At 65.0% G+C, this 24,769-nt stretch carries 23 protein-coding genes; 11 read left to right on the top strand and 12 right to left on the bottom strand.

The features are described from left to right. Positions 1-43 precede the first annotated feature (43 nt). From pobA to ACLEJU_RS22685, 3 genes are all read left to right on the top strand, one after another. The gene (gene pobA / locus ACLEJU_RS22695; RefSeq protein ID WP_435423179.1) at positions 44-1,231 is read left to right on the top strand and encodes a 4-hydroxybenzoate 3-monooxygenase; all 1,188 of its coding nucleotides are present in this window, start codon (positions 44-46) and stop codon (positions 1,229-1,231) included. A 291-nt stretch (positions 1,232-1,522) separates the two neighbouring features. Beyond that, positions 1,523-3,325 (top strand): gamma-glutamyltransferase, encoded by a 1,803-nt coding sequence (ggt, locus tag ACLEJU_RS22690; RefSeq protein ID WP_435423180.1) that lies wholly within the window; start codon positions 1,523-1,525, stop codon positions 3,323-3,325. Positions 3,326-3,390: 65 nt separating this feature from the next. Further along, positions 3,391-4,272, top strand: a complete 882-nt coding sequence (locus ACLEJU_RS22685) for a LysR substrate-binding domain-containing protein (protein WP_435423181.1) — start codon at positions 3,391-3,393, stop codon at positions 4,270-4,272. Positions 4,273-4,420: 148 nt separating this feature from the next. Here the strand turns inward: ACLEJU_RS22685 and dctM are convergent, their stop codons facing one another. From dctM to ACLEJU_RS22645, 8 genes are all read right to left on the bottom strand, one after another. Further along, positions 4,421-5,704 (bottom strand): C4-dicarboxylate TRAP transporter large permease protein DctM, encoded by a 1,284-nt coding sequence (gene dctM, locus ACLEJU_RS22680; RefSeq protein ID WP_254485094.1) that lies wholly within the window; start codon positions 5,702-5,704, stop codon positions 4,421-4,423. Then, complete coding sequence (locus ACLEJU_RS22675; RefSeq protein ID WP_435423182.1) at positions 5,704-6,336, bottom strand: TRAP transporter small permease; 633 nt, start codon at positions 6,334-6,336, stop codon at positions 5,704-5,706. The genes dctM and ACLEJU_RS22675 overlap by 1 nt, the downstream gene beginning before the upstream one ends. A gap of 70 nt (positions 6,337-6,406) precedes the next feature. After that, positions 6,407-7,405, bottom strand: coding sequence for a TRAP transporter substrate-binding protein (locus ACLEJU_RS22670; RefSeq protein WP_435423183.1), 999 nt, complete (start codon positions 7,403-7,405; stop codon positions 6,407-6,409). A gap of 252 nt (positions 7,406-7,657) precedes the next feature. Next, a complete protein-coding gene (locus ACLEJU_RS22665) occupies positions 7,658-8,470 on the bottom strand; it encodes an HpcH/HpaI aldolase/citrate lyase family protein (RefSeq protein WP_435423184.1) in 813 nt (270 codons plus the stop codon). After that, on the bottom strand, positions 8,467-9,666 hold the full coding sequence (locus ACLEJU_RS22660; RefSeq protein WP_435423185.1) for a CaiB/BaiF CoA transferase family protein: 1,200 nt from the start codon (positions 9,664-9,666) through the stop codon (positions 8,467-8,469). The genes ACLEJU_RS22665 and ACLEJU_RS22660 overlap by 4 nt, the downstream gene beginning before the upstream one ends. Before the next feature lie 18 nt (positions 9,667-9,684). Continuing rightward, positions 9,685-11,034: an MmgE/PrpD family protein gene (locus ACLEJU_RS22655; RefSeq protein ID WP_435423186.1), complete on the bottom strand. Its 1,350-nt coding sequence runs from the start codon at positions 11,032-11,034 to the stop codon at positions 9,685-9,687. Between the two features lie 10 nt (positions 11,035-11,044). Further along, positions 11,045-12,208, bottom strand: coding sequence for an acyl-CoA dehydrogenase family protein (locus ACLEJU_RS22650; protein WP_435423187.1), 1,164 nt, complete (start codon positions 12,206-12,208; stop codon positions 11,045-11,047). Positions 12,209-12,229: 21 nt separating this feature from the next. Beyond that, positions 12,230-13,069, bottom strand: coding sequence for an FAS1-like dehydratase domain-containing protein (locus tag ACLEJU_RS22645; RefSeq protein ID WP_435423188.1), 840 nt, complete (start codon positions 13,067-13,069; stop codon positions 12,230-12,232). A 125-nt stretch (positions 13,070-13,194) separates the two neighbouring features. Between ACLEJU_RS22645 and ACLEJU_RS22640 the strand changes: the two genes are divergently transcribed. Further along, entirely contained in the window at positions 13,195-14,082 is an 888-nt protein-coding gene (locus ACLEJU_RS22640) for a LysR family transcriptional regulator (RefSeq protein WP_435423189.1), read from the top strand. A 303-nt stretch (positions 14,083-14,385) separates the two neighbouring features. Here ACLEJU_RS22640 and ACLEJU_RS22635 read toward each other — a convergent pair whose 3' ends face one another. Continuing rightward, positions 14,386-15,027 carry a cupin domain-containing protein gene (locus ACLEJU_RS22635; RefSeq protein ID WP_435423190.1) on the bottom strand — a complete coding sequence of 214 codons (642 nt, stop codon included), beginning with the start codon at positions 15,025-15,027 and terminating at the stop codon, positions 14,386-14,388. Positions 15,028-15,140: 113 nt separating this feature from the next. Between ACLEJU_RS22635 and ACLEJU_RS22630 the strand changes: the two genes are divergently transcribed. Continuing rightward, positions 15,141-16,019, top strand: a complete 879-nt coding sequence (locus ACLEJU_RS22630) for a DMT family transporter (protein WP_435423191.1) — start codon at positions 15,141-15,143, stop codon at positions 16,017-16,019. Here ACLEJU_RS22630 and ACLEJU_RS22625 read toward each other — a convergent pair. The 3 genes from ACLEJU_RS22625 to ACLEJU_RS22615 all read right to left on the bottom strand — a co-directional run bounded on the left by ACLEJU_RS22625 (position 16,016) and on the right by ACLEJU_RS22615 (position 17,693). After that, complete coding sequence (locus ACLEJU_RS22625; protein WP_435423192.1) at positions 16,016-16,735, bottom strand: TorF family putative porin; 720 nt, start codon at positions 16,733-16,735, stop codon at positions 16,016-16,018. The two genes, ACLEJU_RS22630 and ACLEJU_RS22625, sit on opposite strands and share 4 nt — an antisense overlap. Positions 16,736-16,979: 244 nt before the next feature. After that, a complete protein-coding gene (locus ACLEJU_RS22620) occupies positions 16,980-17,363 on the bottom strand; it encodes a VOC family protein (protein WP_435423193.1) in 384 nt (127 codons plus the stop codon). Positions 17,364-17,441: 78 nt separating this feature from the next. Further along, the gene (locus ACLEJU_RS22615; protein WP_435423194.1) at positions 17,442-17,693 is read right to left on the bottom strand and encodes a hypothetical protein; all 252 of its coding nucleotides are present in this window, start codon (positions 17,691-17,693) and stop codon (positions 17,442-17,444) included. Between the two features lie 221 nt (positions 17,694-17,914). Here ACLEJU_RS22615 and ACLEJU_RS22610 point away from each other — a divergent pair, with 221 nt between their 5' ends. The 6 genes from ACLEJU_RS22610 to arfB all read left to right on the top strand — a co-directional run bounded on the left by ACLEJU_RS22610 (position 17,915) and on the right by arfB (position 24,745). Then, positions 17,915-19,375, top strand: a complete 1,461-nt coding sequence (locus ACLEJU_RS22610) for a DUF3300 domain-containing protein (RefSeq protein ID WP_435423195.1) — start codon at positions 17,915-17,917, stop codon at positions 19,373-19,375. After that, on the top strand, positions 19,372-20,268 hold the full coding sequence (locus ACLEJU_RS22605) for a DUF2950 domain-containing protein (RefSeq protein ID WP_435423196.1): 897 nt from the start codon (positions 19,372-19,374) through the stop codon (positions 20,266-20,268). The genes ACLEJU_RS22610 and ACLEJU_RS22605 overlap by 4 nt, the downstream gene beginning before the upstream one ends. Before the next feature lie 245 nt (positions 20,269-20,513). Continuing rightward, positions 20,514-21,779: a cytosine permease gene (gene codB / locus ACLEJU_RS22600; protein WP_435423197.1), complete on the top strand. Its 1,266-nt coding sequence runs from the start codon at positions 20,514-20,516 to the stop codon at positions 21,777-21,779. Then, complete coding sequence (locus ACLEJU_RS22595; RefSeq protein WP_435423198.1) at positions 21,776-22,993, top strand: PucR family transcriptional regulator; 1,218 nt, start codon at positions 21,776-21,778, stop codon at positions 22,991-22,993. Before codB ends, ACLEJU_RS22595 begins: the two co-directional genes overlap by 4 nt. A 4-nt stretch (positions 22,994-22,997) precedes the next feature. Then, positions 22,998-24,239: a cytosine deaminase gene (gene codA, locus ACLEJU_RS22590; RefSeq protein WP_435423199.1), complete on the top strand. Its 1,242-nt coding sequence runs from the start codon at positions 22,998-23,000 to the stop codon at positions 24,237-24,239. A gap of 92 nt (positions 24,240-24,331) precedes the next feature. After that, a complete protein-coding gene (arfB, locus tag ACLEJU_RS22585; protein WP_294323683.1) occupies positions 24,332-24,745 on the top strand; it encodes an alternative ribosome rescue aminoacyl-tRNA hydrolase ArfB in 414 nt (137 codons plus the stop codon). Positions 24,746-24,769 lie beyond the last annotated feature (24 nt).

Here is a 24,769-nt window from a genome sequence, read left to right as displayed (position 1 = left end):
CAGTAAAAATGCAAGGGTACACCCTCTTGATGAGATAAAAATAATGAACACTCAGGTTGCAATCATTGGCGCCGGTCCGTCCGGCCTGCTGCTCGGCCAGTTGCTGCACAAGGCCGGTATCGACACCGTCATACTCGAACGCCAGACCCCCGAATACATACTCGGCCGCATCCGTGCCGGGGTGCTTGAACAAGGCACAGTCGACCTGTTGCGCGAAGCCGGCGTCGCCGAGCGCATGGACCGTGAAGGGCTGGTGCACGAGGGCGTCGAACTGCTGGTTGCAGGCCGTCGCCAACGTCTGGACCTGAAGGGCCTTACCGGTGGCAAGACGGTGATGGTCTACGGCCAGACCGAAGTCACCCGCGACCTGATGCAGGCCCGCGAAGCCAGCGGCGCGCCGATCATCTACTGCGCCAGCAACGTGCAGCCGCACGAACTCAAGGGTGAACGGCCCTACGTGACCTTCGAAAAGGACGGCCAGACGCACCGCCTGGACTGCGACTACATCGCCGGCTGCGATGGCTTCCACGGCGTATCGCGCAAGAGCATCCCCGAGGGCGTGCTCAAGGAGTACGAGCGGGTCTACCCGTTCGGCTGGCTGGGCATGCTGTCCGATACCCCACCGGTGAACCACGAACTGATCTACGCTCACCACGAACGGGGTTTCACACTGTGCAGCCAGCGCTCGCAGACGCGCAGCCGCTACTATCTGCAGGTGCCGCTGGAAGAGCGGGTGGAAGACTGGTCCGACGAACGCTTCTGGACCGAACTCAAGGCGCGCCTGCCCGCAGATGTAGCGCAGCAGCTGGTCACCGGGCCCGCGCTGGAAAAGAGCATCGCGCCACTGCGCAGCCTGGTGGTCGAGCCGATGCAGTACGGCCATCTGTTCCTGCTCGGCGATGCCGCGCACATCGTCCCGCCCACTGGCGCCAAGGGCCTGAACCTGGCGGCGTCCGACGTCAACTACTTGTACCGGATCCTGGTCAAGGTGTATCGCGAGGGACGTACCGACCTGCTGGAGCAGTATTCGCCGCTGGCCCTGCGCCGGGTCTGGAAGGGCGAGCGCTTCAGCTGGTTCATGACCCAGCTGCTGCATGACTTCGGCGAGCACAAGGATGCCTGGGACCAGAAGATGCAAGAGGCCGACCGCGAGTACTTCCTGACCTCAAAGGCGGGGTTGGTAAACATCGCCGAGAACTACGTGGGGTTGCCGTACGAAGAGGTGGCTTGAGGAGCCTGGCGGGAGGGGTTCGGCGCCTGTGAGATCGAGCGCCGCCCGCGCGACGCATCGCGAGCGGCGCTCGCTCGTACGTTTGTTTCTGGCCAATGATTTCTGGGCGATTTGCGCGCGATCGCCTTGGCGCGTGTCGCAATATCGCGTCGTATAAATCAGGCGGTCGCGCGCGCCTGTCACAGGTAAACTGGCCCGAAACAAAACGTAGGAGCGATGCGCCGCGCCGGCGGCGCTCGATCTCACAGGCGCCGAATACCTTTCGGCGAACACCCGAAAGGATGCACCTCAATGCCACGGCCCCGCTCATTCCTGATATCGCTGCTCATAGCTCTTTGTCTGACCGTTGCCAGCACTGTTGCCTGGGCCGACCAGCCGCTACCCACCCCTCCAGAGCTGGAGTCCGGTTACCGCAGCGGCCTGCAGCCGGTGCACGCCAGCCGGCACATGGTGGCGGCCGCCAACCCGCTGGCCAGCGAGGCCGGGCGGGCGATGCTGCGTGCCGGTGGCAGCGCCATCGATGCGGCGATCGCCATGCAGATGGTGCTGACCCTGGTCGAGCCGCAATCCAGTGGCATCGGTGGCGGCGCATTCATCCTGTACTGGGATGGCCAGCGCGTGCAGGCCTTCGACGGCCGTGAAGCCGCACCGGCAGGGGTGACGGAAACGTTGTTCCTGCAAGCAGATGGTTCGCCCATGCCGTTTCGCGCAGCACAGATCGGTGGGCGCTCGGTGGGGGTTCCGGGCGTGCTGCGGGCGCTGAAACTGGCCCATGATCAGCACGGCAAACTGCCGTGGAAGGACTTGTTCGCGCCGGCCATCGCCCTGGCGCATAATGGTTTTGCGGTTTCCGAACGGCTGCACATGTTGGTGGCCGGCGACCCCTTCATTGCCCGCTCGCCGGCCATGGCGAAGTACTTTCTAGATGAAGAGGGCAAGGCGCTGGCCGTCGGCACGATCCTGCGCAACCCGGCGCTCGCGCAAACCTTCGAGCGCATCGCAGAGCAGGGCGTCGATGCCTTCTATGGCGGTGAGATTGCCCAGGCCATGGTGGACCAAGTGCGTCACCACGCCAATGCCGGGCAGTTGTCGCTCGAAGATTTGCAGCGCTACCAGGCCAAGGAGCGCGAACCGGTCTGTGGCCCGTACAAGGCCTGGAACATCTGCGGCATGCCGCCGCCGTCGTCCGGCGGGGTGACCGTGTTGCAGACCCTGGGCATCCTCGATGCCTTGCAGCGCAGCTCGGCGCAGCGTGACCTGGCCGACCTGCCGCCACGCCAGGTAACCTCCGTGGCGGGGCTCGAACCCGCGCCGCAGGCTGTGCACCTGATGGCCGAAGCCGAGCGCCTGGCCTATGCCGACCGCGCCCAGTACCTGGCCGACAGCGACTACGTGCCGGTGCCGGTCAAGTCGTTGCTCGACCCGGCCTACCTCGCCGAGCGCGCCAAGCGGGTCGGCGAGTACAGCATCAGGCACGCCCGCCCGGGCACCCCGCAGGGCGTCAACCTGGCCCTGGCGCCAGACCGCTCGCCGCTGCGGGTTTCCACATCTCACCTGTCTGCCGTCGATGACAGCGGCCAGGCCTTGGCCATGACCACGTCGGTGGAATCGGCATTCGGTTCTCACTTGATGGTCGGCGGCTTTTTGTTGAACAACCACCTGACCGACTTTTCCTTCCTGCCCGCGGAAAACGGCAGGCCGGTGGCCAACCGGGTGCAGCCCGGCAAGCGGCCGCTGTCGGCGATGGCGCCAACCCTGGTGTTCTCGCGCGCCTCGGGCGGACTGGTGGCGAGCCTCGGTTCCCCCGGCGGCTCGCAGATCATCGGCTACGTGAACAAGGCGCTCATCGGCCTGCTGGACTGGCATCTCGATCCGCAACAGGCGGCCAACCTGCCCAATTTCGGCAGCCGCAATGCCGGGACCGAAGTGGAGGCGGGGCTGGCCAGCCCGGCGCTGATCCGCCAGCTGGCTGCCTGGGGTCACGAGGTCACGCCGATGACCATGACCAGCGGCATGCAGATCATCCAGCGCACCGCCGAGGGTTGGTCCGGTGGCGCCGATCCGCGGCGCGAGGGTGTGGCGCTCGGCGACTAGCGCGTTGCCGGGCCTGGAGTGGCGTGGTAGAAGTCAATCTTGTCATTCAGTAGTTGAATACCAAGATGTCCATCAGCGTTAAATCGAATAGAGCCCTGTTCGACCTCGACCTGTTGCGCGCCATCGTGGTGGTGGCCGATTGCGGCAGCTTCACCACCGCCGCCGCGCGCCTGCACTCGACCCAGTCGACCATCAGCCAGAAAGTGCGCCGCCTCGAAGACATGGTCGGCCACCGCCTGCTGGTACGCGGCAATCGCGACGTATTGCCGACCGACGCCGGCCAGACCTTGCTCGGTTATGCCCGGCACATGCTGGCGCTGAACGACCAGATGCTCGAAGCCCTGGCCGGGGCCATGGTCGGGGTCACCGTGCGCCTGGGCGTGCCCGAGGATTTCGTCGGCGGGCGCACTATCAATGCGCTGTCGGCGTTCAGCCGCCTGCACCCGCAGGTCAAGCTGGAAGTCACCAGCGGCCTGTGCCGCGACCTCAGCCAGGCCTACGACAATGGCGAGCTCGATCTGGTGCTGCTCAAGCAGCGTCGCAACAGCCGCGAGGGTGTGGCCTGCTGGCCCGAGCGCCTGCAGTGGATCGACAGTGCGCGCATGCCGGCGTTCGAGCTCGACCCGATTCCGCTGGTGACCTTCCCGCCACGGGGGCTGTACCGCGAAGACATGATCAGTGCCATCGAAGGCATGGGCCGGCGCTGGCGCATCAGTTTCACCAGTTCCAGCCTCAGCGGCATCCAGGCGGCGGTGGCCGACGGCATGGGCATCAGCCTGCTGCCACCGCGGGCGGCGACCGGCGAGCACCGGGTGCTGGGCCCGGCACAGGGGTTGCCGGAGGTGGACAGCTACGAGATCGTCATCGTGCACAAGCCGACGGCGGATGTGATGGTCAAGGATCTGGCCGGGGTGATGTCGCAGCTGCTTGCAGGTGGCGGCATATAACAGCTTTTTGTAGGAGCGGCCTTGTGTCGCGAAAGGGGTGCGAAGCGCCCCCAGGATCTCAGCTTCGCAGCACAAATCGCCGGGGCCGCTTTGCGGCCCTTTCGCGACACAAGGCCGCTCCTACACAGGGCAGCATTCCAGGCCGGGGCTACGGCATACCCAACCACTCCGGCAGCGCCAGCGAGATGAACGGCACATAGGTCACCAGCACCAGGAACAGCAGCAAGATCGACAGCCACGGCAACGCCGCGCGAATCGTCTGCCCCAGGGTCAGCCCGGTCACCGCCGAGGTGACGAACAGGTTCAGCCCCACTGGCGGGTGCACCAGGCCGATCTCCATGTTCACCACCATCACGATGCCCAAGTGAATCGGATCGATGCCCAGCTTCATGGCGATCGGGAAGAAGATCGGCGCCAGGATCAGGATGATCGCCGACGGCTCCATGAAGCTGCCGGCCACCAGCAGCACGATGTTGACCATGATCAGGAAACCGATCGGCGTCAGTCCCTCGGACATCACCCACTGGGTGATCTGCTGGGGGATCTGCTCGGTGGTCAGCACATGGGCGAAGAGCATGGCGTTGGCAATGATGAACAGCAGCATGATGGTCAGCCGGCCCGACTCCAGCAGCACTTTCGGGCAGTCACGCAGGCGCATGTCCTTGTACACGAACAGCGCGATGAACGCCGAGTACACCGCTGCCACCGCCGCCGCTTCGGTGGGGGTGAACATGCCACTGTAGATGCCGCCGAGGATGATAACCAGCAGCAACAGGCCCCAGAACGCACGCCGGGCGGTGCTCAGCCATTCGGCGAAGCTGGCCCGTGGTTGTGCCGGCAGCTTCTTGATTCGGGCGACGATGTAGATGGTGATCATCAGGAACACGCCGAGCAGGATGCCTGGCACCACGCCGGCCATGAACAGCTTGCCGACCGAGGTTTCGGTGGCCGCCGAGTACACCACCATGACGATCGACGGCGGGATCAGGATGCCCAGGGTGCCGGCGTTGCAGATGATCCCGGCGCCGAACTCACGTGGGTAGCCGGAGCGCACCATGCCGGCCACGGCAATCGAGCCGACCGCAGCCACGGTCGCGGGCGACGAGCCCGACAGCGCGGCGAACAGCATGCACGCCAATACTGCGGCAATCGCCAGGCCACCACGGATATGGCCGACACAGGCGTTGGCGAAGTCTATCAGGCGCTGGGCCACGCCACCGGTGGTCATGAACGCGCCCGACAGCAGGAAGAACGGGATGGCCAGGAAGGTGTAGCTGTCGGAGGTCTCGAACAGCTTGATCGCCAGTGAGCTGAGCGAGTCCTGGCTGAACATCAGGATCGACAGCGCCCCCGACAGGCCCAGGGAGATGGCGATCGGCACGCCGAGGAACATGAACACGAACAGCAGCAGGAACAGGCAGATAACCGTCATCAGTGGTGCTCCTCACCGGGATTGGCCAGCTTGCTGGCTTCGGCGGCCTCGTCGGCCAGGCCCAGGCCGTACTGGCGGTGGGTGAACAGGCGGTAGAGGATTTCCAGGTAGCGGACGATTACCAGGGCAAAGCCCAGCGGCACGATCAGCGCGATATGGCCGACCTTGATGCCGTAGCGGTCGAGGTCTTCGGCACCGATGCCGGCCACCAGCACCGCGCTCACCCACTTGATGCTGGCCGCCAGGAACAGCCCGGCATAGGCCAGGCAGCAGGCGCAGGCGATCATCGCCAGCACCCGTTGCACAGGCTTCGGCGTGCGCCGCACCAGCACATCGACGCCGAGGTGGCCGGCGGTGCGCACGCCATAGGCGATACCGAAGAAGATCAGCCAGCCGAACAGGGCCTTGGTCAGGGCGATGCTCCAGGTCATTTCCTGGGCGTAGGCCATCAGGTGGTCGCCGATGCCGAGCAGCAGATCGCTGGCGAAAGCCCAGTGATCACTGAGGCTGTAGAACATCGTGTAGAGGTTGTTAAGCGCCACGTAGATGAAGGTCACCAAGGTCATGGCCGCCAGGAGAAAGGCGATCATGCCTTCCTCGAAGTGCTCCCAGACACGCCTGAGCGATTGCATAAGGATTCTCCAGACAGAGAGAGGGCGGGCCACCTGCACAACAGGCGGCCGGGGAAGGGCACAGGCGGGGTCAGGACGGCTTGTTGGCGTCGTCGGCGGCCTTGATCAGGTCGGCGCCGATCTGGTCGGAGAACTTCTCCCACACCGGGCGCATCGACTCACGCCATTGCTGGCGTTGCTCGGCGGTGAGCGGGTCGATCTCGCTGGTCTTGGCGTCGATGATCTTCTGCCTGGAAGTCTGGTTGAGGGCCTCGGCCTGCTTGTTCACCTCGACGGTGACCTCGTCCATGATCGTCTGCAGTTCGCCGCGCACGTCCTCAGGCAGGCCGTTCCAGAACTTGGCGTTGGTAATCACCATGTAGTCGATCAGGCCGTGGTTGGTCTCGGTGAAGAACGGCTGCACTTCGTTGACCTTCTGGCTCTCGTAGTTCGACCAGGTGTTCTCGGTGCCGTTGACGGTGCCGGTCTGCAGGCCCTGGTAGACCTCGGCGAAGCTCATCTTGCGCGGGTTGGCGCGGATTGCCTTGAACTGCTCCTCGAGCACGCTGGAGGCCTGCACGCGGAATTTCAGGCCGCGTGCGTCCTTGGGCAGGATCACCTTCTTGTTCGCCGACAGTTGCTTGAGGCCGTTGTGCCAGTAGGCCAGGCCACGGATCCCCTTATCTTCCATCGAAGTCAGCAGCGCCTTGCCTTGCGGGCCTTGCTGGAAGCGGTCGACGGCGGCCAGGTCGTTGAACAGGAACGGCAGGTCGAAGATCTGCACCTGTTTGTTGTAGTGCTCGAACTTGGCCAGCGAGGGCGCCAGCATCTGCACGTCGCCGAGCAGCAGGGCTTCCATTTCCTTGCCATCGCCGAACAGCGAGGAGTTGGGGTAGACCTCCACCTTGACCTTGTCCTTGAGTTGCGGGTCGGCAGCGACCAGCTTCTGGAACATCAGCGCGCCCTGGCCCTTGGGCGTGCTGTCCGCCACCACGTGGGCGAACTTGATGACGATCGGGTCGGCGGCCTGGGCCAGGCCCACCATGGACACTGCGGCGGCGCAGAACAGCGCCTGGGTCAGCTTCAACATCGGTGTCACCTCTGATTTATTGTTGTAGGAGGAGTGGGGTAAAGATGGACCAACGGGCTGCGTGTGGAGAATTAGCATTTGTATAAGGCGGCGTTCGGCATAGATGAACGCCGCCTATGCGATCATTGTGGGAGCGGCCGTGCGTCGCGAAAGGGCCGCAGCGCGGCTCCAGATATCAGCGTTGGTGCATAGATTGCTGGGGCCGCTTTGCGGCCCTTTCGCGACACAAGGCCGCTCCCACATTGTTCGGTTTCACGCCTCAGCCAGCAACCGCTGCGCCCGCAACACCACCGGCGCATCGACCATCTGCCCCTCCAGCTGGAAGGCCCCGGCGCCATTGGCTGCTTCACTCGCCGCCAGCACCCGCCGCGCCCACGCCAGTTCCTCGGCACTCGGCGCCAGCGCTGCATGAATCACTGCCACCTGCTGCGGATGAATGCACAACGCCCCGCCATACCCCATGTCATAGGCATGCCGCACGGCCCGCCGCAGCCCCTCGGCATCGGCGATGGCCGGGAACACCCCATCCAGCGGCGGCGCCAGATCGGCCCCCCGCGAATGCAGCTGTACGGCCATGCGCGCCTGGTCGAGAAACTGTCGGGCCGCCTCGCTCTCGGTGTTCAACCCCAGGTCCAGTGCCAGGTCGAGGCTGCCGAACGACAAGCGCTCGACACCTTCTGCCGCAGCAATCTGCGCCAGTGCCAACAGGCCCTTTGCACTCTCGATGATTGGCCACACGGGTTTGCCGCCGTGCCAGGCCACCGCCACCTGGGTGGCGTTCTCCACCTTGGGCAACAGCAGCCCGGCGACCCCCGGCTGCTGCACGCAGAAGGCCAGGTCGGTGGCGTGTTGCGGGTGCTGTGGCGCGTTGACCCGCACCCACACCGAGGCCTGCGGCGTGGCCTGCAGAAACGCCGCCAGGTTGTCGCGGGCCTGCTGCTTCAGCGCCTCCTCGACGGCATCCTCGAAGTCGACGATCACCACATCGGCACTTGTCGCCAGGGCCTTGGCGAAACGTTCGGGCCGGCTGCCAGGCACGAACAGGGCTGAGCGCACCACGTTCATACAACGCCTCCTGCGGCCAGGCTGGCGCGCTGTTCGGCGCTCAGGCCCAGTTCAGCGAGGATGCCCACGGTGTGCTGCCCCAGCGCCGGCACGGCGTCCATGCGTGGGGTGAAGGCGGCATTGCGCCCCGGAGGCAGCAGCGACGGCAACTTGCCGGCCGGGCTGTCGACTTCTCGCCAGCTGTCACGAGCCTGCAGCTGCGGGTGTTGCCACACGCCGTGCATGTCGTTGACCCGGGCGTTGGCGATCTGGGCGTCTTCCAGGCGCGCCACCACCTCGTCGAGCGACAGGGCGGCGAAACGCTCGACGATGATCTGGCGCAGCACCTCGCGGTTTTCCGAGCGCTTGAAGTTGGCGCTGAAGCGGTCGTCGCTGGCCAACGCCGGGTCGAGCAGTACCTTTTCGCAGAACACCGCCCATTCCCGTTCGTTCTGCAGGCCGAGCATGATCGTGCCGCCGCCGCCGGTGGGGAACGGCCCGTACGGATAGATGGTCGAGTGCGAGGCGCCCGCGCGCGGTGGGGGCGGCGCGTCGTTGTAGGCGTAGTACATCGGGTAGCCCATCCACTCCACCAGGCTCTCCAGCATCGACACGTCGATGCGGCTGCCCAGCCCGGTCTTGTCGCGCAACAGCAGTGCCGACAGTACGCCGGTGTAGGCATACATGCCGGCGGCGATGTCGGCGATCGAGCAGCCGGCCTTGGCCATTTCCCCGTCGCCGGGGCCGCCGGTCACCGATAGGAAGCCGCCCTCGCTCTGGATCAGCAGATCGTAGGCCTTTTTCTTTTCATACGGGCCGCCGGCGCCATAGCCGGAAATGTCGCAGACGATCAGGCGCGGAAAGCGCTGGTGCAAGGCGTCGAACGACAGGCCCATGCGTGCGGCGGCCCCGGGTGCGAGGTTTTGCACGAGCACGTCGGCCTTGGCCAGCAGGGCGTCGAGGATGCCGTCGGCAGCCTCCTGCTTGAGGTCGAGTGTGAGGCTTTCCTTGGAGCGGTTGGTCCACACGAAGTGCGAGGCCAGGCCGTCGACGCGCTGGTCGTAGCCACGGGCGAAGTCGCCGCTGCCGGGCCGTTCGACCTTGATCACGCGGGCGCCCAGGTCGGCCAGCTGGCGGGTGCAGAAGGGCGCGGCGATGGCATGCTCAAGGCTGACGACGGTGATGCCGTCCAGCGGGCGGGGTGCAGTTTGGGTCATGGGGTCACCTGTTCGTCATCAGTGCAGTGCGGCCAGCGAGTGCGCATCGCGCAACTGCCAGACCTGCTCGATCAGGGCCTGGCCCTGGGCCGGGCTGCGGGCACCGGAATAGGCCAGCAGGCGCTGGAACTTGGCTTCCAGCTCCGGGCGCGAAAGGGTGTTGCCGGGGTCGCCCTTGGGTTCGTCGATGGCGGCGCTGAAGTGGCGGCCATCGTTGCAGGTGACTTCGACCCGGCCCAGCCAGCGGGCGGGGTAGGCGGCATCCACTTCGGCGTCCAGCTGCATCACGACCTTGTCGCGGAAGCTGGCAACCCGTGGGTCGGTCAGCGCCAGGTCGCGGAATTCGATGAGCTGCGCGCTGCCGTGCACGGCGATCAGAGCCAGCACAGTGCCCATGGAGAACTTGGCCTGGTGCACGGTGGCTGGCGTGGTGACCCGGCCGAGCACATCGATGGCGCCCTGGTGCACGCGGGTGACCACCTTGGCGATCTGCTCATGCTTCAGGCCTTCGCGTTGCATCAGCTGCAGCAGCGCATCGGCGGCGGGGTGGGTATGGCGGCACGAGGCGTGGAACTTGAACGAGGTTTCCGCCAGCGCCCAGCGGCTGCCAAGGCGGTCGCTCAGGCGTGCGGCGTCGGCGTCGCTGGACATGCCAGCGGCCAGGCCCTGGTCACCTTCGAGAATGTTGCGCGCGCCACTCAGCCCATCGGCGGTCAGGTAGGCGGCGAGCAGGCCATCGGCGGCGGCCTTGGCGGTGTGCAGCTGCTTGGAGTCGGCAGCATCGCGCAGGAACTCCCAGAGCCCGGCGGCCTGGGTGCCGGCGCTGCCGAGCAGGTTGATGAACTGTTCCTTGTCGAAGCCCAGCAGCTTGCCCACGCCCACGGCAGCGGCCAGGGTGCCGACGGTAGCGGTGGTGTGGAAGATGCGGTAGTGCGAACGGCCGAGGAACTCACCGATGCGGATGCCTGCCTCATAGCCTGCGACGCTGGCCAGCAGCAGGTCCTGGCCGGACTTGTCGAGGTCTTGGGCCGCTGCAAGCACGGCGGAGAACACCACCGTGGCCGGGTGCAGCACCGAGCTGTTGTGCAGGTCGTCCTGCTCGACCAGGTGCGAGGCGGCGCCGTTGACCAGCGCGGCGAAGTAGGGCGATGAGCTGCGCCCGCTGGTCAGCACGCGGGCGCTGCCTTGGGCAGGGCCCATGCGTTCGGCGTAACGCTCGAACAACGGGATCGGATGTGCGTCCTGGCTGGCCAGGGCCGAGCCGAGCCAGTCGAGGAACAGGTCTTCGGTGCGGTCGAGCACATGACCAGGAATCTGTGCGTATTGCAGGTCGGCGAGGAAGCCCGCCAGGGCTTGGGTAGCTTGCATGCTCAGGCCCTCAGAAGCTGCGTGGCAGCTCGAGCAGGTGCTCGGCCACGTAGGACAGGATCAGGTTGGTAGAGATCGGCGCCACCTGGTACAGGCGGGTTTCGCGGAACTTGCGCTCGACGTCGTATTCGCAGGCAAAGCCGAAGCCGCCGTGGGTCTGCAGGCAGGCGTTGGCCGCCTCCCACGAGGCCTTGGCCGCCAGGTACTTGGCCATGTTGGCGCTGGCTCCGGCGTTCTGCCCGCTGTCGTACTCGGCGCAGGCGCGCCAGCGCATCAGATCGGCGGCCTCGATTTCGATATGGGCTTCGGCGATGGGGAATTGCACGCCCTGGTTCTGCCCGATCGGGCGGCCGAACACCACGCGGTCACGGGCGTAGGCGCTGGCCTTTTCGACGAACCAGCGGCCATCACCGATGCACTCGGCGGCGATCAGTGTGCGTTCGGCATTGAGGCCGTCGAGGATGTAGCGAAAGCCCTTGCCTTCCTCGCCGATCAGGCTGCTGGCCGGCAACTCGAGGTTGTCGAAGAACAGCTCGTTGGTCTCGTGGTTGACCATGTTGGCGATGGGTTGCACGGTCAGGCCGTTGCCGATGGCTTCACGCAGGTCGACCAGGAAAATCGACATGCCCTCGGACTTTTTCTTCACCTCGGGCAAGGGCGTGGTGCGCGCCAGCAGGATCATCAGGTCCGAGTGCTGGATGCGCGAGATCCACACCTTCTGGCCATTGATCACGTACTTGTCGCCCTGGCGCACGGCGGTGGTCTTGATCTTGGTGGTATCGGTGCCGGTGGTGGGCTCGGTCACGCCCATCGACTGCAGGCGCAGCTCGCCGCTGGCGAGCTTGGGCAGGTAGTGGCGCTTCTGCTCCTCGCTGCCGTGGCGCAGCAGGGTGAACATGTTGTACATCTGCCCGTGCACGGTGCCGGAGTTGCCACCGCAGGCGTTCACCTCTTCGAGGATCACCGAGGCCTCGGCCAGGCCCAGGCCCGAGCCGCCGTATTCTTCGGGGATCATCGCCGACAGCCAGCCAGCATCGGTCATGGCCTTGACGAAGGCTTCCGGGAAACCCTTGTCTTCATCGATCTTGCGCCAGTAGCTGGCGTCGAACTCGGCGCACAAGGCGCGCACGCCTTCGCGGATGGCATTGAGGTCATCGCTGTCGTAAGAATGCATTGGGGTGTTCCCTTTCTGGTATCAGTCGAAAAGCACGTCGGCGCTCTGCGCCACGCCAGCGGCATTGCCGGCCCACAGCTGGGCCTGGCCTGGCGCGATGATGCGCCCGGCCACTTCGAACGGGGTGGGTACGGTCAGCGGGCGCACGCCGCGGTAGGCGAAATGGCGCACGTGCTTGCCGGGATTGGCGCGGATGAATGCGCGCAGGTTCAAGGTGGCAATCATCGGGCCGTGCACGACCAGGCCGGCGTAGCCTTCGGTTTCGCTGACGTAGGGGACGTCGTAGTGGATGCGATGGCCGTTGAAGGTCACGGCGGAGTAGCGGAACAGCAGCGTCGGCGTCGGCGTGACCGCTTCGCTCCAGTCGGCTGGCGCGTCGGCCGGGGCGCTGTCGAGCTTGGGCGGGTTGGGCTCGCGGTAGACGATGTCCTGCTCTTCGCGCACGCACAGCTGGCCGTGTTGCGAGTAGTCGTGACGCACGGTGACGAACAGCAGTGCTCCGGTGCGGCCGTGTTTCTCCTCGATGTGCAGGATGGTCGACAGGCGATGGGCTTCGGCACCGACCTTGAGCGGGGCGATGAACTCTACCCGGCCGCCGGCCCACATGCGGTTACGATTGTCGGCCGGGGGCAGGAAGCCGCCGCGTGCCGGGTGGCCGTCGGTGCCCAGCTGCGACTCGGCCACCGGCTCCTGAAAGAAGCACCACATCCACAGCGGTGGCAGCGGTTGGCCGGCGGCAGGCGCGGTTTCGCCGAAGGTGGCGGCGATGCGCTTGATCAGGTTGCGGCTGAGCTCATCGACGGCCTCTTCCGTGCGGCCGATCCAGGCGCTGTAGTCAATGGGCGGGTGGGAAGCAGTCATACCGTGGGCCTCTGCATTTGTTGTTATGGGCCGATCATGCGAGGCGCCCGGCATTCTGTGAATTTGCATTTGTGTAAGGCAGCGTTCATGTATGCTGAACGCCATCGCCACGACCGGACCTCCCCATGCATTTCGACCTGGCAGACCTGCGGCTTTTCATCCATATCGGCGAGTCGCCGAGCCTGACCCAGGGTGCGCGCCGGGCGTTCCTATCGCCGGCCGCCGCCAGTGCCCGGATCAAGGCCCTCGAAGCCCAGCTCGATACGCGTCTGCTGTACCGCGACAGCCGCGGCGTCGAACTGACCCCGGCGGGGCACAAACTGCTCATGCATGCCCGCCTGATCATGCGCCAGGTCGACTACCTGAAAGCCGAGTTCACCCAGTTCGGCACCGACCTGGCCGGCCATATCCGCATCTTCGCCAATACCACTGCGGTCACCGAGTTCCTGCCTGAAGTGCTGGCCGGCTTCATGGCCAAGCGCCCCGGGGTGACCGTCGACCTGCAGGAGCGCCTGTCGCGGGACATCGTGCGCGGCGTGCTTGATGGCAGCAGCGACATGGGCATTATTGCCGGGCCGGTGGAGGCTAGCGGCTTGCAGGTGATGCACTTCAGCACCGACCGCCTGGTGCTGATCGTGCCGGCCGGGCATGAACTGGCAGGGCGCAAGACGGTGACCTTGAAACAGACCTTGGACTTCCAGCATATCGGCCTGCACGACGGCAGCACTTTGCTGAGCTTCCTGCGTGACCATGTCGAGCGCATGGGCCTGAACCTGTCGCTGCGTATCCAGTTGTCGAGCTTCGAGGCCATCTGCCGGCTGGTGGAGGCGGGCGTGGGTATCGGCATCATCCCCGAGTCGGCGGCGCTGCGGCACAGCCAGACCATGGAGCTGGTGACCATCAGCCTGGATGAGCCGTGGGCGGTGCGCGAGCGGAGCATTCTGGTGCGGGAGCTGGAGGCGTTGCCGGGGACGGTGCGGGCGTTGATTGCGACGTTGATGCCAGAAACTTGATCTCAGCGGCGCTAGCCGCTTCTTGCTCTTGCTCTTGCTCTTGCTCTTGCTCTTGCTCTTGCTCTTGCTCTTGCTCTTGCTCTTGCTCTTGCTCTTGCTCTTGCTCCCGCTCTTGCTCTTGCTCTGCTTTTGCTTTGGCTTCTAAGCGCGCGATAGTTCAGCAAACGCAGAGTGCGACTTCAGGAGGCCGAGCGCAGGTCTCCTGAAGTCGCATTCGGCGTTTGCTGAACTATCGCGCGCTAGAAGCAAAAGCAGAGCAAGAGCAAGAGCAAGAGCAGGGGTGGCGGGGCGTACAGCGCAAGATCAGAAGCCCAGGGTGAGTGCTGCGTCCTTGATCCAGAAACGAGCACCCTGAGCGCCGCCGCTTGCCTGCAAGGGCGTGCCTGCCGGCAGGCGCATCCAGCTCAGCGGCTGAAGGCTGAAGTCCGCGCCGTCCAGACTGCCTTGCAGAAGCAGACATTCCAGTCCACGCGGGTTGTACAGATGGATAGGGGCGCCGGGTTGCACGTGCTTCAGATACACCTGTTCATGGGCGTTCGAGAACAGCAGTTGATCGCCCAGCTCCGATAACGTTGCGACCAGCTCATCGCCATCTTCACGATGAAACTGCTGCAGGCGAACAAAGATCGTGCAGCCCTCGCCAGACCGTGGCGCGTGAGCACTACCAGGCGGGTTGCGCACATAGCTGCCCGCGGGGTACTGGCCGCGCTCATCTTCGAACACACCTTCCAGGACCACAAACTCCTCGCCGCCAGGGTGCTGGTGAGCGCTGAAGTGGCTGCCGGGGGCATAGCGCACCAGGCTGGTGGCGCGGGCTTTTTCACCGCCGATGCGAAACAGCGGGCGACGTTCGACACCAGGCAGCGGACTGGCCAGCCAGGGCAGGTCGGCACCGTGCATGATGGCGGGCAGGGTCAGGTCGGCGTTCAGGCGGTCTGGGAGCATGGCGGTTTTCCTGGCATCAATGCTTGCCTGTACATGATCCGGTGTTGTGGGATCTCGATAAAGGCTTTAAAACACCCACAAACAAGAAATTCCATCTCAGAGGTGATCACACCATGAGTGCCCGCACCACCGCCATCGCCGGTCAAGGCAACAAATCCTGGCTTTGGCCAGCGCTGTTCAGTCTGGTGGCCTTCGCCGCCAACTCGATTTTCTGCCGCCTGGCCCTGCGCGATGGGGCGATCGATGCCGAGTCGTTCACCGTGGTGCGCCTGGCCAGCGGTGCGGCGTTCCTGCTCCTGCTGATTCGCCTGCGCAAGCCGGGCATGGCATTGGGTGGCAGCTGGAAGGGCGGTCTGGCGCTGTACCTCTATGCCTACCTGTTTTCCGTGGCTTACCTGCAACTGGGGGCCGGCGTCGGTGCCCTGGTGCTGTTCGGTGCCGTGCAGATCACCATGTTCGCCTTTGCCTGGCTCAGGGGCGAGCGCCTCAGCGCACGCACCTTGCTGGGCATGCTGATCGCGTTCGCCGGCCTGGTCCTGCTGCTGTTGCCGGGTGCTGAAGCACCGCCGTTGCTCAGTGCCCTGGTGATGGCGGCATCCGGCGTAGCCTGGGGCGCTTATTCGCTGCTGGGTAAAGGTTCGCCCAACCCGCTGGCCGACACCGCCGGCAACTTCGTTCGCAGTCTGCCCCTGTTACTGGTGCTTGGCGTGGTCATGCTGGCACTGGCGCGCACCCATGTCAGCCCGGCAGGGTTGCTGTATGCCCTGGCCTCGGGGGTGCTGGCCTCCGGCGCGGGCTATGCGGTGTGGTACGGGGTGGTGAAGCAGGTCAGTGCCCAGCAGGCGGCGACCATGCAGCTCAGTGTGCCGGTCATCGCCGCGCTGGGCGGGGTGGTGCTGATCGGCGAGCCGATGTCGCTGCGCCTGCTGCTCGCCTCGCTGGTGGTGCTCGGTGGCGTGGCACTGGCGCTGCTGCCGATCAGGCCGCGTTAGAAGAAGCTGCGCTGGGCCTTGAGGGTGACCATGCTTTCGCAGTAAGTGTTGATGCCGGCATAGGCGTCGCAGCCGCTGCCGCTGAGGTCGGAGTTGCTGTAGATCAGGTTGAGGTCGATGCCCAGCCATGGCCGCGACAGCTCCAGCGACCAGTCGGAAAACCCGTTGATCTGGCTGCCGTCGCCGATGGTGAAGGGGGTGCCCAGGCGGTGGTGGGCGAGCTTGACGGTCAGGTCGACATCGAACAACGGCAATTGGCCAAAGTCGGCGAACAGCGTGCCGGTGCGGTTGTCCGGGTTATCGCGCCAGGCGCCGCCGAAACGGCTGCCCAGCACCGAGATGCCGCCATACAGGGCAAAGCTGTCGGCGCCAGCGATATTCGGCTGGCTGTAGTGGATCAGGCCCACTTCATAACCCAGGGTGCTGTCGAAGTGGTGCTTGTAGCCGGTGTAGCTGTCCAGGCGCAGGGTGGAGTCGGGCGTCACGCCCATGCTCGGCGCGTACTGGCCGAAGTACCAGCCGCTGGGGTGGCTGAGGTCGAGGCCGCCGTGGAAGGCGCCCACCGCAGTCGGCGAGATCAGCCCCTGGGCCATGCTGCGCGTGGGCGTGGTGCCGAGCTTGAAGTCGAAAGCGCCCAGTTGGCGCTGGATCTGTTGCGCGTGCAGTGGCGGGCTCGCGAGAAGGGCCATCGTCAGCAACAGCAAGGGCCTGGTCATGGTCACCGTCCTGGAAGGCGTGCGCTTGAGCGGGCAAGGATACCGTGCTCGAGTACCCCTGGGCCAGTGAACCGCGCCTGGTTTGCACCGGCTTTTTTGTAGGAGCGGCCTTGCGTCGCGAAAGGGGTGCGTAGCGCCCCCAGGAATATCAGCTACGCAGCGGGGATTGCCGGGGCCGCTACGCGACCCTTTCGCGACGCAAGGCCGCTCCTACAAAGACCGCGCATGCTGGGAACCAAGGCTGTCAGGCAGGGAGTAGTTCGGCGATTTCGATCAGGTTCAAGTCAGGGTCACGTACGTACACCGAGCGGATCGGGCCGGTTGCGCCAGTGCGAGCAACGGGGCCTTCGATGATTGGCCACTGCACCTTCTGCAGGTGAGCGATCACCTGTTCCAGGCTGACCTGGCTGATGAAGCACAGATCCAGGGCACCGGGTACCGGCAGATGCGCCTTGGGCTCGAACTCATGGCCGCGTACATGGATGTTGATTTTCTGGTTGCCGTAGCGCAGCGCCAGGCGGTTATTGCCGAAGGTTTCCAGATGCATGCCCAACACGCGCGTGTAGAAATCGGTGCAGGCTTCGACATCGGTGGTGGTGAGGACCAGATGGTCCAGGTGATCGATCATTGGCCAGCCTCGGTGACAGGAACTGAAGACGATCAGTCCGGCCAGGGCCATGATAGTGTGCTGATCCGCTCTTTCAACTCAGCCTTTGATTGCAGGCTGATTCTCGGCGACATCAGTGACCGCCTGCTGGCTGGTAGAACGCTCGATGACGCGTTTGCGCAGTTCGTACTCGTCCAGTGACAGGCTCTGGCGCTGGATGGACTCAAGTTGCAACTGGCGGGTTTCCTCGGCGGTGTAGGGGCGCAGTTCGGGGTGGCTGGCGCAACCGGTGAGCACGGCGATAGCGGTGGCAGAGAGTGCAGCGAGCAGCAGGCGGGCCGTGGTGTTCATCGGGGGAAGCTCCAGGATTCGGACGGTGGGAATCGATGGGGCTAGGTTATTGATTGCAGGCGATGGGTAGAAATTGGTGGTGTCGATAGTGACTATTGAGGTTGCTGCAAGTTGCATCGCAGTGGTTGAAAGCTGCCCCTTTGCTACCCTTATCGCACGGTGTCGTCTGCCTGGGTTGCAAGTCATTCATTTCACATATCTTGGCCAGATGGGGAACTGCGATGCGCCTGCCATTGTTATGCGTCCTGTCGCTGGTGCTTAGCCTTAACGGTGTAACCAGCCTGGCATTGGCCGACGACCCGCCAGCACGCGATCCAGCACCTGCCGAAGCCAAGCAGGCAGTGTTCAACCAGGAGCAGCTCGACCAGATGCTCGCGCCAATTGCCCTGTATCCCGATGCGCTGCTGGCCCAGGTGCTGATGGCCTCGACCTACCCGGGCGAGGTGACCGAGGCGGTGGCCTGGTCCAAGGCCAACCCCAAGGCTCAGGGCGATGACGCGGTCAAGCAGGTGGCCAAGCAGACCTGGGACCCGAGCGTGCAGGCATTGGTAGCGTTCCCGCAGGTGCTGGTGGTGCTCGGCCAGGACCCGGTCTGGGTCCAGCGGCTGGGCGATGCCTTCCTGGCGCAACCGGATGACGTGATGGCTGGTGTGCAGCGCCTGCGCCATCAGGCACAGGCAGCCGGCAACCTGCAGAGCAACCAGTACCAGAACGTCACCGTACAGGCCCCACCCGCAGCGGCTCCGGCGCCAGCCAGCTCGGGCCATTCGCAGGCCGCGCCTGCCAGCAGCTCGTCGACCAGTACCCTCATCATTCAGCCGGCCGATCCGCAGGTGGTGTACGTGCCCACCTACAACCCGAACACTGCCTACGGCACCTGGGCCTATCCGGCCTCTCCGCCAGTCTATTACCCGCCGTCGCCGATGTACTCCGCGGGCACTGCGCTGATGGCCGGGCTGGCATTCGGTACCGGCGTGGCAATCGTCAATTCGCTGTGGGGCGATTGCGACTGGGGCCACGGTGACGTCGATATCGACGTCAATCGCTACAACAACATCAACGTCAACAACCGCATCAGCAACAACCAGAACAAGTGGCAGCACAATGCCGTGCACCGCGATGGCGTGCCGTACCGCGACAACCGCAGCCGCCAACTATACGGACGCCAGCTCGACGGGGCCAACCAGCGCGCCGCGTTCCGTGGCGATGATGCCCAACGCACCCAGGCCCGTGACCGCGCCAAGGCTTCGATGGACCGCGCCGGTATCGAGCGCCCGGCCACCAGTAACCGCGAAGCCCTCAACAGTGCGCGCGAAGCCCGGGCCGAAGGCGGTGTGGGCAACCGCATGCAAGGTGGCGCGAACGACGCGCGCCTCGCCGATCGCCGCGCAGAACCGCGCAATAGCCGTGACAACCAGCAGGCGCGCAACCTCGAGCAGCACCGCCAGGGTGAAGGCCAGGCCAGGCAGGCTGTGCAGAACCGCCCGGGCAACAGTGCAGGCAGGGCCCGCAACAATGCCTTCGACGGGGTACGTTCGCCGTCGCGCACCTTGGCCCAGGCCGACCGCGGTCGTACCAGCCAGTCGTTCGCCCAGCGGCCCAATGCCTCGCGAGTAGCAGGGCATCAGATATCACGGCCCAGTGCGCCGATGCGTCGCGGTGGTGGAGGTGGCCGTCGATGAACAACAAGGCAACGATTGCTGCGTTGCTGATCGGCCTGGGCCTGGCCTGGGCAAACCTGGCCACGGCGCAGGAAGCATTCCCGACCCCCGATAAAGCGGTCGAAGCGTTCGTTCAGGCGCTGGGCGTCGAGCATGCCGACGAAGCGCGCCTGGGGCAGTTGCTCGGTGAAGACTGGCGCACCTACATACCACGTGGCGGTGTGCAACGCAGTGATGTCGATACCTTCCTGGCGCAGTACAAGGCCGAGCATCAGATCGACAAGCAGGGCGACAACAAGGCCATCCTGGCCGTGGGCCCCGATCACTGGACCTTGCCCATTCCGCTGACCCAGACTACCAACGGCTGGCGCTTCGACCTCAAGGCCGGTAGCGCCGAAATCCGCGCCCGGCGCATCGGCCGCAACGAACTGGCCGCCTTGCAGTCGGTGCTGGCCTATCACGACGCACAGATGGACTACGCCTCGAAGGACCGCAACGGCAACGGCGCACTGGAATATGCCCAGCAGATTTTCAGCACGCCCGGCAAGCATGACGGCCTGTTCTGGGAGGACGAAGCGGGCGGTGAGATCAGCCCGCTGGGGCCGCTGTTCGGCAAGGATGTGGTGGGTGATGCCTGGTACGGCTACCACTTCCGCATACTCGATGGCCAAGGCCCATCGGCGCCGGGTGGCGCCTACAGCTACCTGATCGGCAACCAGATGAGTCGCGGCTTCGCCCTGGTCGCCTGGCCGGCGAAATACGACGATAGCGGTGTCATGAGTTTCATGATCAGCCACGACGGGCAGGTGTTCGAAAAGGACCTGGGGCCGCAGGGCGACAAGATCGCCAAGGCCATGAAGCGCTTCGACCCGGATGACAGCTGGAAAGAGGTGGACGTCAACTCCAGTGAATGACGGCCCGCGCGCGCACCGCCAGCGGCAGACTGGGTGAAAACTACCCAGTGTTGTTCCGCTTTGGTGCGCGCCCGCCTCAAAACAGGTCTTGACGCACAGATTGCATTCTTCAAGTCGATAAAAAGTGTGCAGAGCGAACAGGGATGGTTGTGCCGATTGCCCGCAAATTTTCCGTTTTTCGCGCTTGGCAAAAGCGGTCCGCATATTGCTCCCCTAGTCGCAACGACAACCCGGAGCACCGTGCCATGAGCTCACCTACCGAATTCCCGTTATGCGAAGCCCCGCCATCCTCGCGCAAGGGGCTGCTGCCCATTGCCATGGTGCTGTTCAGCTTTACCTTCTTCACCGGCACCATGTTCGCTGGCGGCAAGCTGGGCATGGCCTTCAACTTCGTCGACATGCTGTGGGTCGCCGCCGTCGGCAACACGCTGCTGGCGTTGTATGCCGCAGCCCTGGCCTTCATCGCCTCGCGCAGCGGCTTGAACACCGTGCTGATGGGGCGCTTCTGTTTCGGCGAGGCGGGCAGCCGGCTTTCCGACTTCCTGCTGGGTTTCGCAGAACTTGGCTGGTACGCCTGGGGCACCGCGACCGTGGCGATCGTGCTGGTCAAGCTGCTGGGCCTGGCAGGCGGTTTCACCGTGCCGCTGATGGTTCTGTTCGGCCTGGGCTTCAGCATTACCGCGATCATCGGCTTCAAGGGCCTGGACCTGCTGTCGCGGGTGTCGGTGCCGCTGATGTTCGCGCTGCTGCTGGTGTCGATGTACATCGCCACCGCCGATGCCGGGGGCTTTGCCGGCCTGGCGGCAGTGGTGCCCCATGAAACCATGACCTTCTCGGCAGCGGTGACCATGGTTTTCGGCACCTTCGCCAGCGGGGCCACCCAGGCCACCAACTGGACCCGGCTGTCGCGCAGCGGGCGGGTGGCGGTGGTGGCCAGCATCGTTGCCTTCTTGCTCGGCAACGGCCTGATGGTCGTCGCCGGGGCCTGGTGCGCGATGGTCTACCAGCAGGCCGACATCGTCGAAGTGATGATGCTGCAAGGCCTGTCGTTCGCGGCGGTGGTGATGCTCTGCCTGAACCTCTGGACCATCCAGGGCCCAACCATCTACAACGTTTCGGCAGCGGCCTGCCACTTGCTGCGCAGCGAGCGCCGGCGCACCGCCACGCTTGTCGCGGCTGCGGTGGGCATCGTGCTGGCGATCGGCGGCATGTATGAAATGCTGATCCCGTTCCTGGTGCTGCTGGGCTCGATCATTCCGCCCGTGGGCGGGGTGATCATGGCCGACTTCTGGTATCGCCACCGCGGCAAGTACCCGGCGCTGGCCTCGGTGCAGCTGCCGCGCTACAACCTCCTGGGCCTTGGGGCCTATGCGCTGGGTGCGGTGCTGGCCTATGCCTCGCCGTGGGTAGCGCCGCTGGTGGGTATCGGCGCCTCGGCCATGTGCTACATCTTCCTGCTAGAAATCAGCGGCCGGCGCCGGGCACTGGGCCAGGCGGGCGTCGAGCCGTGAGCCTGGCGCTGGACGAGATCCTGCACTTGCCAGGCCTGCAGGAGATGACCGTGCGCGCCGGTGCACGCAACCTGCAGAGGCGGGTGCGCTGGCCCTATGTGGCGGAGAACGAAGGCATTGCCGAGTGGGTCATGGGCGGCGAACTGGTGTTCGTCACCGGCATCAACCACCCGCGTGGCGAGGCGAACCTGCTGAGCCTGGTCGAGGACGGTGAGGCTGTGGGGATTGCCGGGATGGTGATCCTCACCGGTGGCACCTTCATCCAAAGCATCCCGCCGGCAGTGGTCGCCCGTGCCGAGCAACTGGGCCTGCCGCTGATCGAGCAGCCCTATGCCCTGAAGATGGTAATCGTCACCCACCTGATCGGCACGGCCCTGGTGCAGATGAGTCAGGTGCGCCGGTCGCGCAACGACATCCTCGGCCAGTTGCTCAGCGGGGACTACCCGAGCCTGGCCATTGCCCGCCAGCGTGCGGCGCACCTTGAACTGGCACTGGATGAGCCGCGTCGCGTGGTGGCGCTGCGCTTGCTGCACGTTGAGCCGCTGTTCGAGCGCCATGGCCTGGCCGAGGGCGAGCGCCTCTGGCAGGCTACCCGCCAGGCCCTGGAAGACCAGCTCGAAGCCTGGTGCCGCGAACGACCGGGGACGGTCACGGCGCAACTGCCGGGCGACCTGCAGGTGCTGCTTCTGGCGGATGCTGCCGACCTGCCGGTGACCCTGGCCACACTGCACCGGCAACTGAGCACGGTGGTAGGCGAGCTTGCACTGTACATGGGCCTGTCGAGCCCGGCTGCCGATTGCGGCCACTACCGTCAGGCACTAAGCGAGGCGCGCCAGGCCCTGGAAGTGGCGCAGCACCTGCACCCGGCTAACGGCTTCTGCGACTTCAGCGAGCTGGGTGTGCTGCGCCTGCTGCAAGGTATCGCCGACCGGTCGCTGATCGATGACTTCGTCGCCCAGACCCTCGGCCCGCTGATCACCCCCGGGCGCAAGCAGCCGCATATACTGGTGCACACCCTCGACGCCTTGCTCAAGGAAAACGGCAACGGGCTCAAGGCCGCCCAGCGCCTGGGCCTGCACCGCAACACCATCAACCAGCGCATTCAACGCATCGAACAACTGAGCGGGCAGTCCCTCGACGACCCGTTGTTTCGCATGAACGCTTCTGTCGCCATGCTTGTGTGGCGCATGAATGAAGACCAAGGTAAGGAGTAACGCCATGAACATCATCAACGCCCGCCTGCGTGGCAAGAACGGCCTGTTCCGCATCGAACTGGACGGCGAACGCATCGCCGCCATCGCACCTCAGGCTGACGTGGCCGCACTGGCCGGCCCGGATGACCTGGATGCCCAGCAGAACCTGGTGGTGGCACCCTTCGTCGAGCCGCACATCCACCTCGACGCCACCCTCACTGCCGGCGAGCCGAAGTGGAACATGAGCGGCACCTTGTTCGAAGGCATCGAGCGCTGGGCCGAACGCAAGGCAATCACCACCCACGACGACATCAAGACCCGCGCCAAGAAGACCATCGGCATGCTGGTGGACCATGGCATCCAGCACGTGCGCACCCATGTAGATGTCACCGACCCCAAGCTCACCGCGCTCAAGGCCATGGTCGAGGTGCGCGAGGAAGTACGCCATCTGATCGATCTGCAGATCGTCGCCTTCCCCCAGGAGGGCATCGAGTCATACGCCAATGGCCGGGCACTGATGACCGAAGCGGTGGCCATGGGCGCCGACGTGGTCGGCGGCATTCCGCATTTCGAGAACACCCGCGACCAGGGCGTCTCGTCGATCAAGTTCCTTATGGACCTGGCCGAGCGCACCGGCTGCCTGGTGGACGTTCATTGCGATGAAACCGACGACCCGCAGTCGCGCTTCCTCGAAGTGCTGGCCGAAGAGGCGCGGGTGCGCGGGATGGGCGCGCGGGTGACCGCCAGCCATACCACGGCCATGGGCTCGTACGACAATGCCTACTGCTCCAAGCTGTTCCGCCTGCTGAAGATGTCGGGCATCAACTTCGTCTCGTGCCCCACCGAAAGCATCCACCTGCAAGGGCGCTTCGACAGCTACCCCAAGCGCCGCGGGCTGACCCGCGTGGCCGAAATCGACCGCGCCGGGATGAACGTGTGCTTCGGCCAGGACTCCATCGTCGACCCGTGGTACCCGCTGGGCAACGGCAACATCCTGCGCATACTCGAAGCCGGGCTGCACATCTGTCACATGCTCGGCTACGAAGACCTGCAACGCAGCCTGGACCTGATCACCGACAACAGCGCCCGCACCCTCAACCTTGGCGAGCGATATGGCATCGAGGTCGGACGGCCGGCCAACCTGCTGTTGCTATCGGCGCCGGATGACTACGAGATGGTTCGCAGCCAGGGCCATGCGCTGGTGTCGGTGCGCAACGGCAAGGTGCTGATGCGCCGCACGCCAGCGCAGGTCGAACGCTTTGCCTGACAGCTGGCGCAAGCGGCAATCAAACACGCATTGGTGAAATACACGAGCGTTGAAGCCTGTGATAATGGGGGGGCAATCACAAGGGCCACGCCATGCTGACCATCTCCAACAACGTGCATCTGCCCGATGCCGAAATCGAACTGAGCTACATCCGCGCGCAGGGCGCCGGTGGGCAGAATGTCAACAAGGTGTCCAGCGCCGTGCACCTGCGCTTCGACATTCCCGCGTCGTCGCTGCCCGCGTTCTACAAGGAGCGGCTGCTGGCGCTGCGGGACAGTCGCATCACCGGCGACGGCGTGTTGATCATCAAGGCCCAGCAGTACCGCACCCAGGAGCAGAACCGCGCTGACGCACTGGCGCGCCTTGCCGAGTTGATCATCACGGCCGGCAAGACCGAGAAGAAGCGCCGCCCCACCAAACCGACCCTCGGCTCGAAGACCCGCCGCCTCGAAGGCAAAGCCAGGCGCAGCACGGTCAAGGCGGGCCGGGGCAAGGTGGACTTCTAAGCTTTCCAAGCCTGCATGCAGGAC

The sequence above is a fragment of the Pseudomonas sp. SMN11 genome, assembly GCF_052041945.1.
Taxonomy (GTDB): Bacteria; Pseudomonadota; Gammaproteobacteria; order Pseudomonadales; family Pseudomonadaceae; genus Aquipseudomonas.
This window is presented reverse-complemented; position numbering and strand designations above follow the sequence as displayed.

Bases quoted from the DNA above. Each gene is read 5' to 3' on its own strand.
- pobA (WP_435423179.1), top strand. From the start codon at position 44: ATGAACACTCAGGTTGCAATCATTGGCGCCGGTCCGTCCGGCCTGCTG.
- ggt (WP_435423180.1), top strand. From the start codon at position 1,523: ATGCCACGGCCCCGCTCATTCCTGATATCGCTGCTCATAGCTCTTTGT.
- ACLEJU_RS22685 (WP_435423181.1), top strand. From the start codon at position 3,391: ATGTCCATCAGCGTTAAATCGAATAGAGCCCTGTTCGACCTCGACCTG.
- dctM (WP_254485094.1), bottom strand. From the start codon at position 5,704: ATGACGGTTATCTGCCTGTTCCTGCTGCTGTTCGTGTTCATGTTCCTC.
- ACLEJU_RS22675 (WP_435423182.1), bottom strand. From the start codon at position 6,336: ATGCAATCGCTCAGGCGTGTCTGGGAGCACTTCGAGGAAGGCATGATC.
- ACLEJU_RS22670 (WP_435423183.1), bottom strand. From the start codon at position 7,405: ATGTTGAAGCTGACCCAGGCGCTGTTCTGCGCCGCCGCAGTGTCCATG.
- ACLEJU_RS22665 (WP_435423184.1), bottom strand. From the start codon at position 8,470: ATGAACGTGGTGCGCTCAGCCCTGTTCGTGCCTGGCAGCCGGCCCGAA.
- ACLEJU_RS22660 (WP_435423185.1), bottom strand. From the start codon at position 9,666: ATGACCCAAACTGCACCCCGCCCGCTGGACGGCATCACCGTCGTCAGC.
- ACLEJU_RS22655 (WP_435423186.1), bottom strand. From the start codon at position 11,034: ATGCAAGCTACCCAAGCCCTGGCGGGCTTCCTCGCCGACCTGCAATAC.
- ACLEJU_RS22650 (WP_435423187.1), bottom strand. From the start codon at position 12,208: ATGCATTCTTACGACAGCGATGACCTCAATGCCATCCGCGAAGGCGTG.
- ACLEJU_RS22645 (WP_435423188.1), bottom strand. From the start codon at position 13,069: ATGACTGCTTCCCACCCGCCCATTGACTACAGCGCCTGGATCGGCCGC.
- ACLEJU_RS22640 (WP_435423189.1), top strand. From the start codon at position 13,195: ATGCATTTCGACCTGGCAGACCTGCGGCTTTTCATCCATATCGGCGAG.
- ACLEJU_RS22635 (WP_435423190.1), bottom strand. From the start codon at position 15,027: ATGCTCCCAGACCGCCTGAACGCCGACCTGACCCTGCCCGCCATCATG.
- ACLEJU_RS22630 (WP_435423191.1), top strand. From the start codon at position 15,141: ATGAGTGCCCGCACCACCGCCATCGCCGGTCAAGGCAACAAATCCTGG.
- ACLEJU_RS22625 (WP_435423192.1), bottom strand. From the start codon at position 16,735: ATGACCAGGCCCTTGCTGTTGCTGACGATGGCCCTTCTCGCGAGCCCG.
- ACLEJU_RS22620 (WP_435423193.1), bottom strand. From the start codon at position 17,363: ATGATCGATCACCTGGACCATCTGGTCCTCACCACCACCGATGTCGAA.
- ACLEJU_RS22615 (WP_435423194.1), bottom strand. From the start codon at position 17,693: ATGAACACCACGGCCCGCCTGCTGCTCGCTGCACTCTCTGCCACCGCT.
- ACLEJU_RS22610 (WP_435423195.1), top strand. From the start codon at position 17,915: ATGCGCCTGCCATTGTTATGCGTCCTGTCGCTGGTGCTTAGCCTTAAC.
- ACLEJU_RS22605 (WP_435423196.1), top strand. From the start codon at position 19,372: ATGAACAACAAGGCAACGATTGCTGCGTTGCTGATCGGCCTGGGCCTG.
- codB (WP_435423197.1), top strand. From the start codon at position 20,514: ATGAGCTCACCTACCGAATTCCCGTTATGCGAAGCCCCGCCATCCTCG.
- codA (WP_435423199.1), top strand. From the start codon at position 22,998: ATGAACATCATCAACGCCCGCCTGCGTGGCAAGAACGGCCTGTTCCGC.
- arfB (WP_294323683.1), top strand. From the start codon at position 24,332: ATGCTGACCATCTCCAACAACGTGCATCTGCCCGATGCCGAAATCGAA.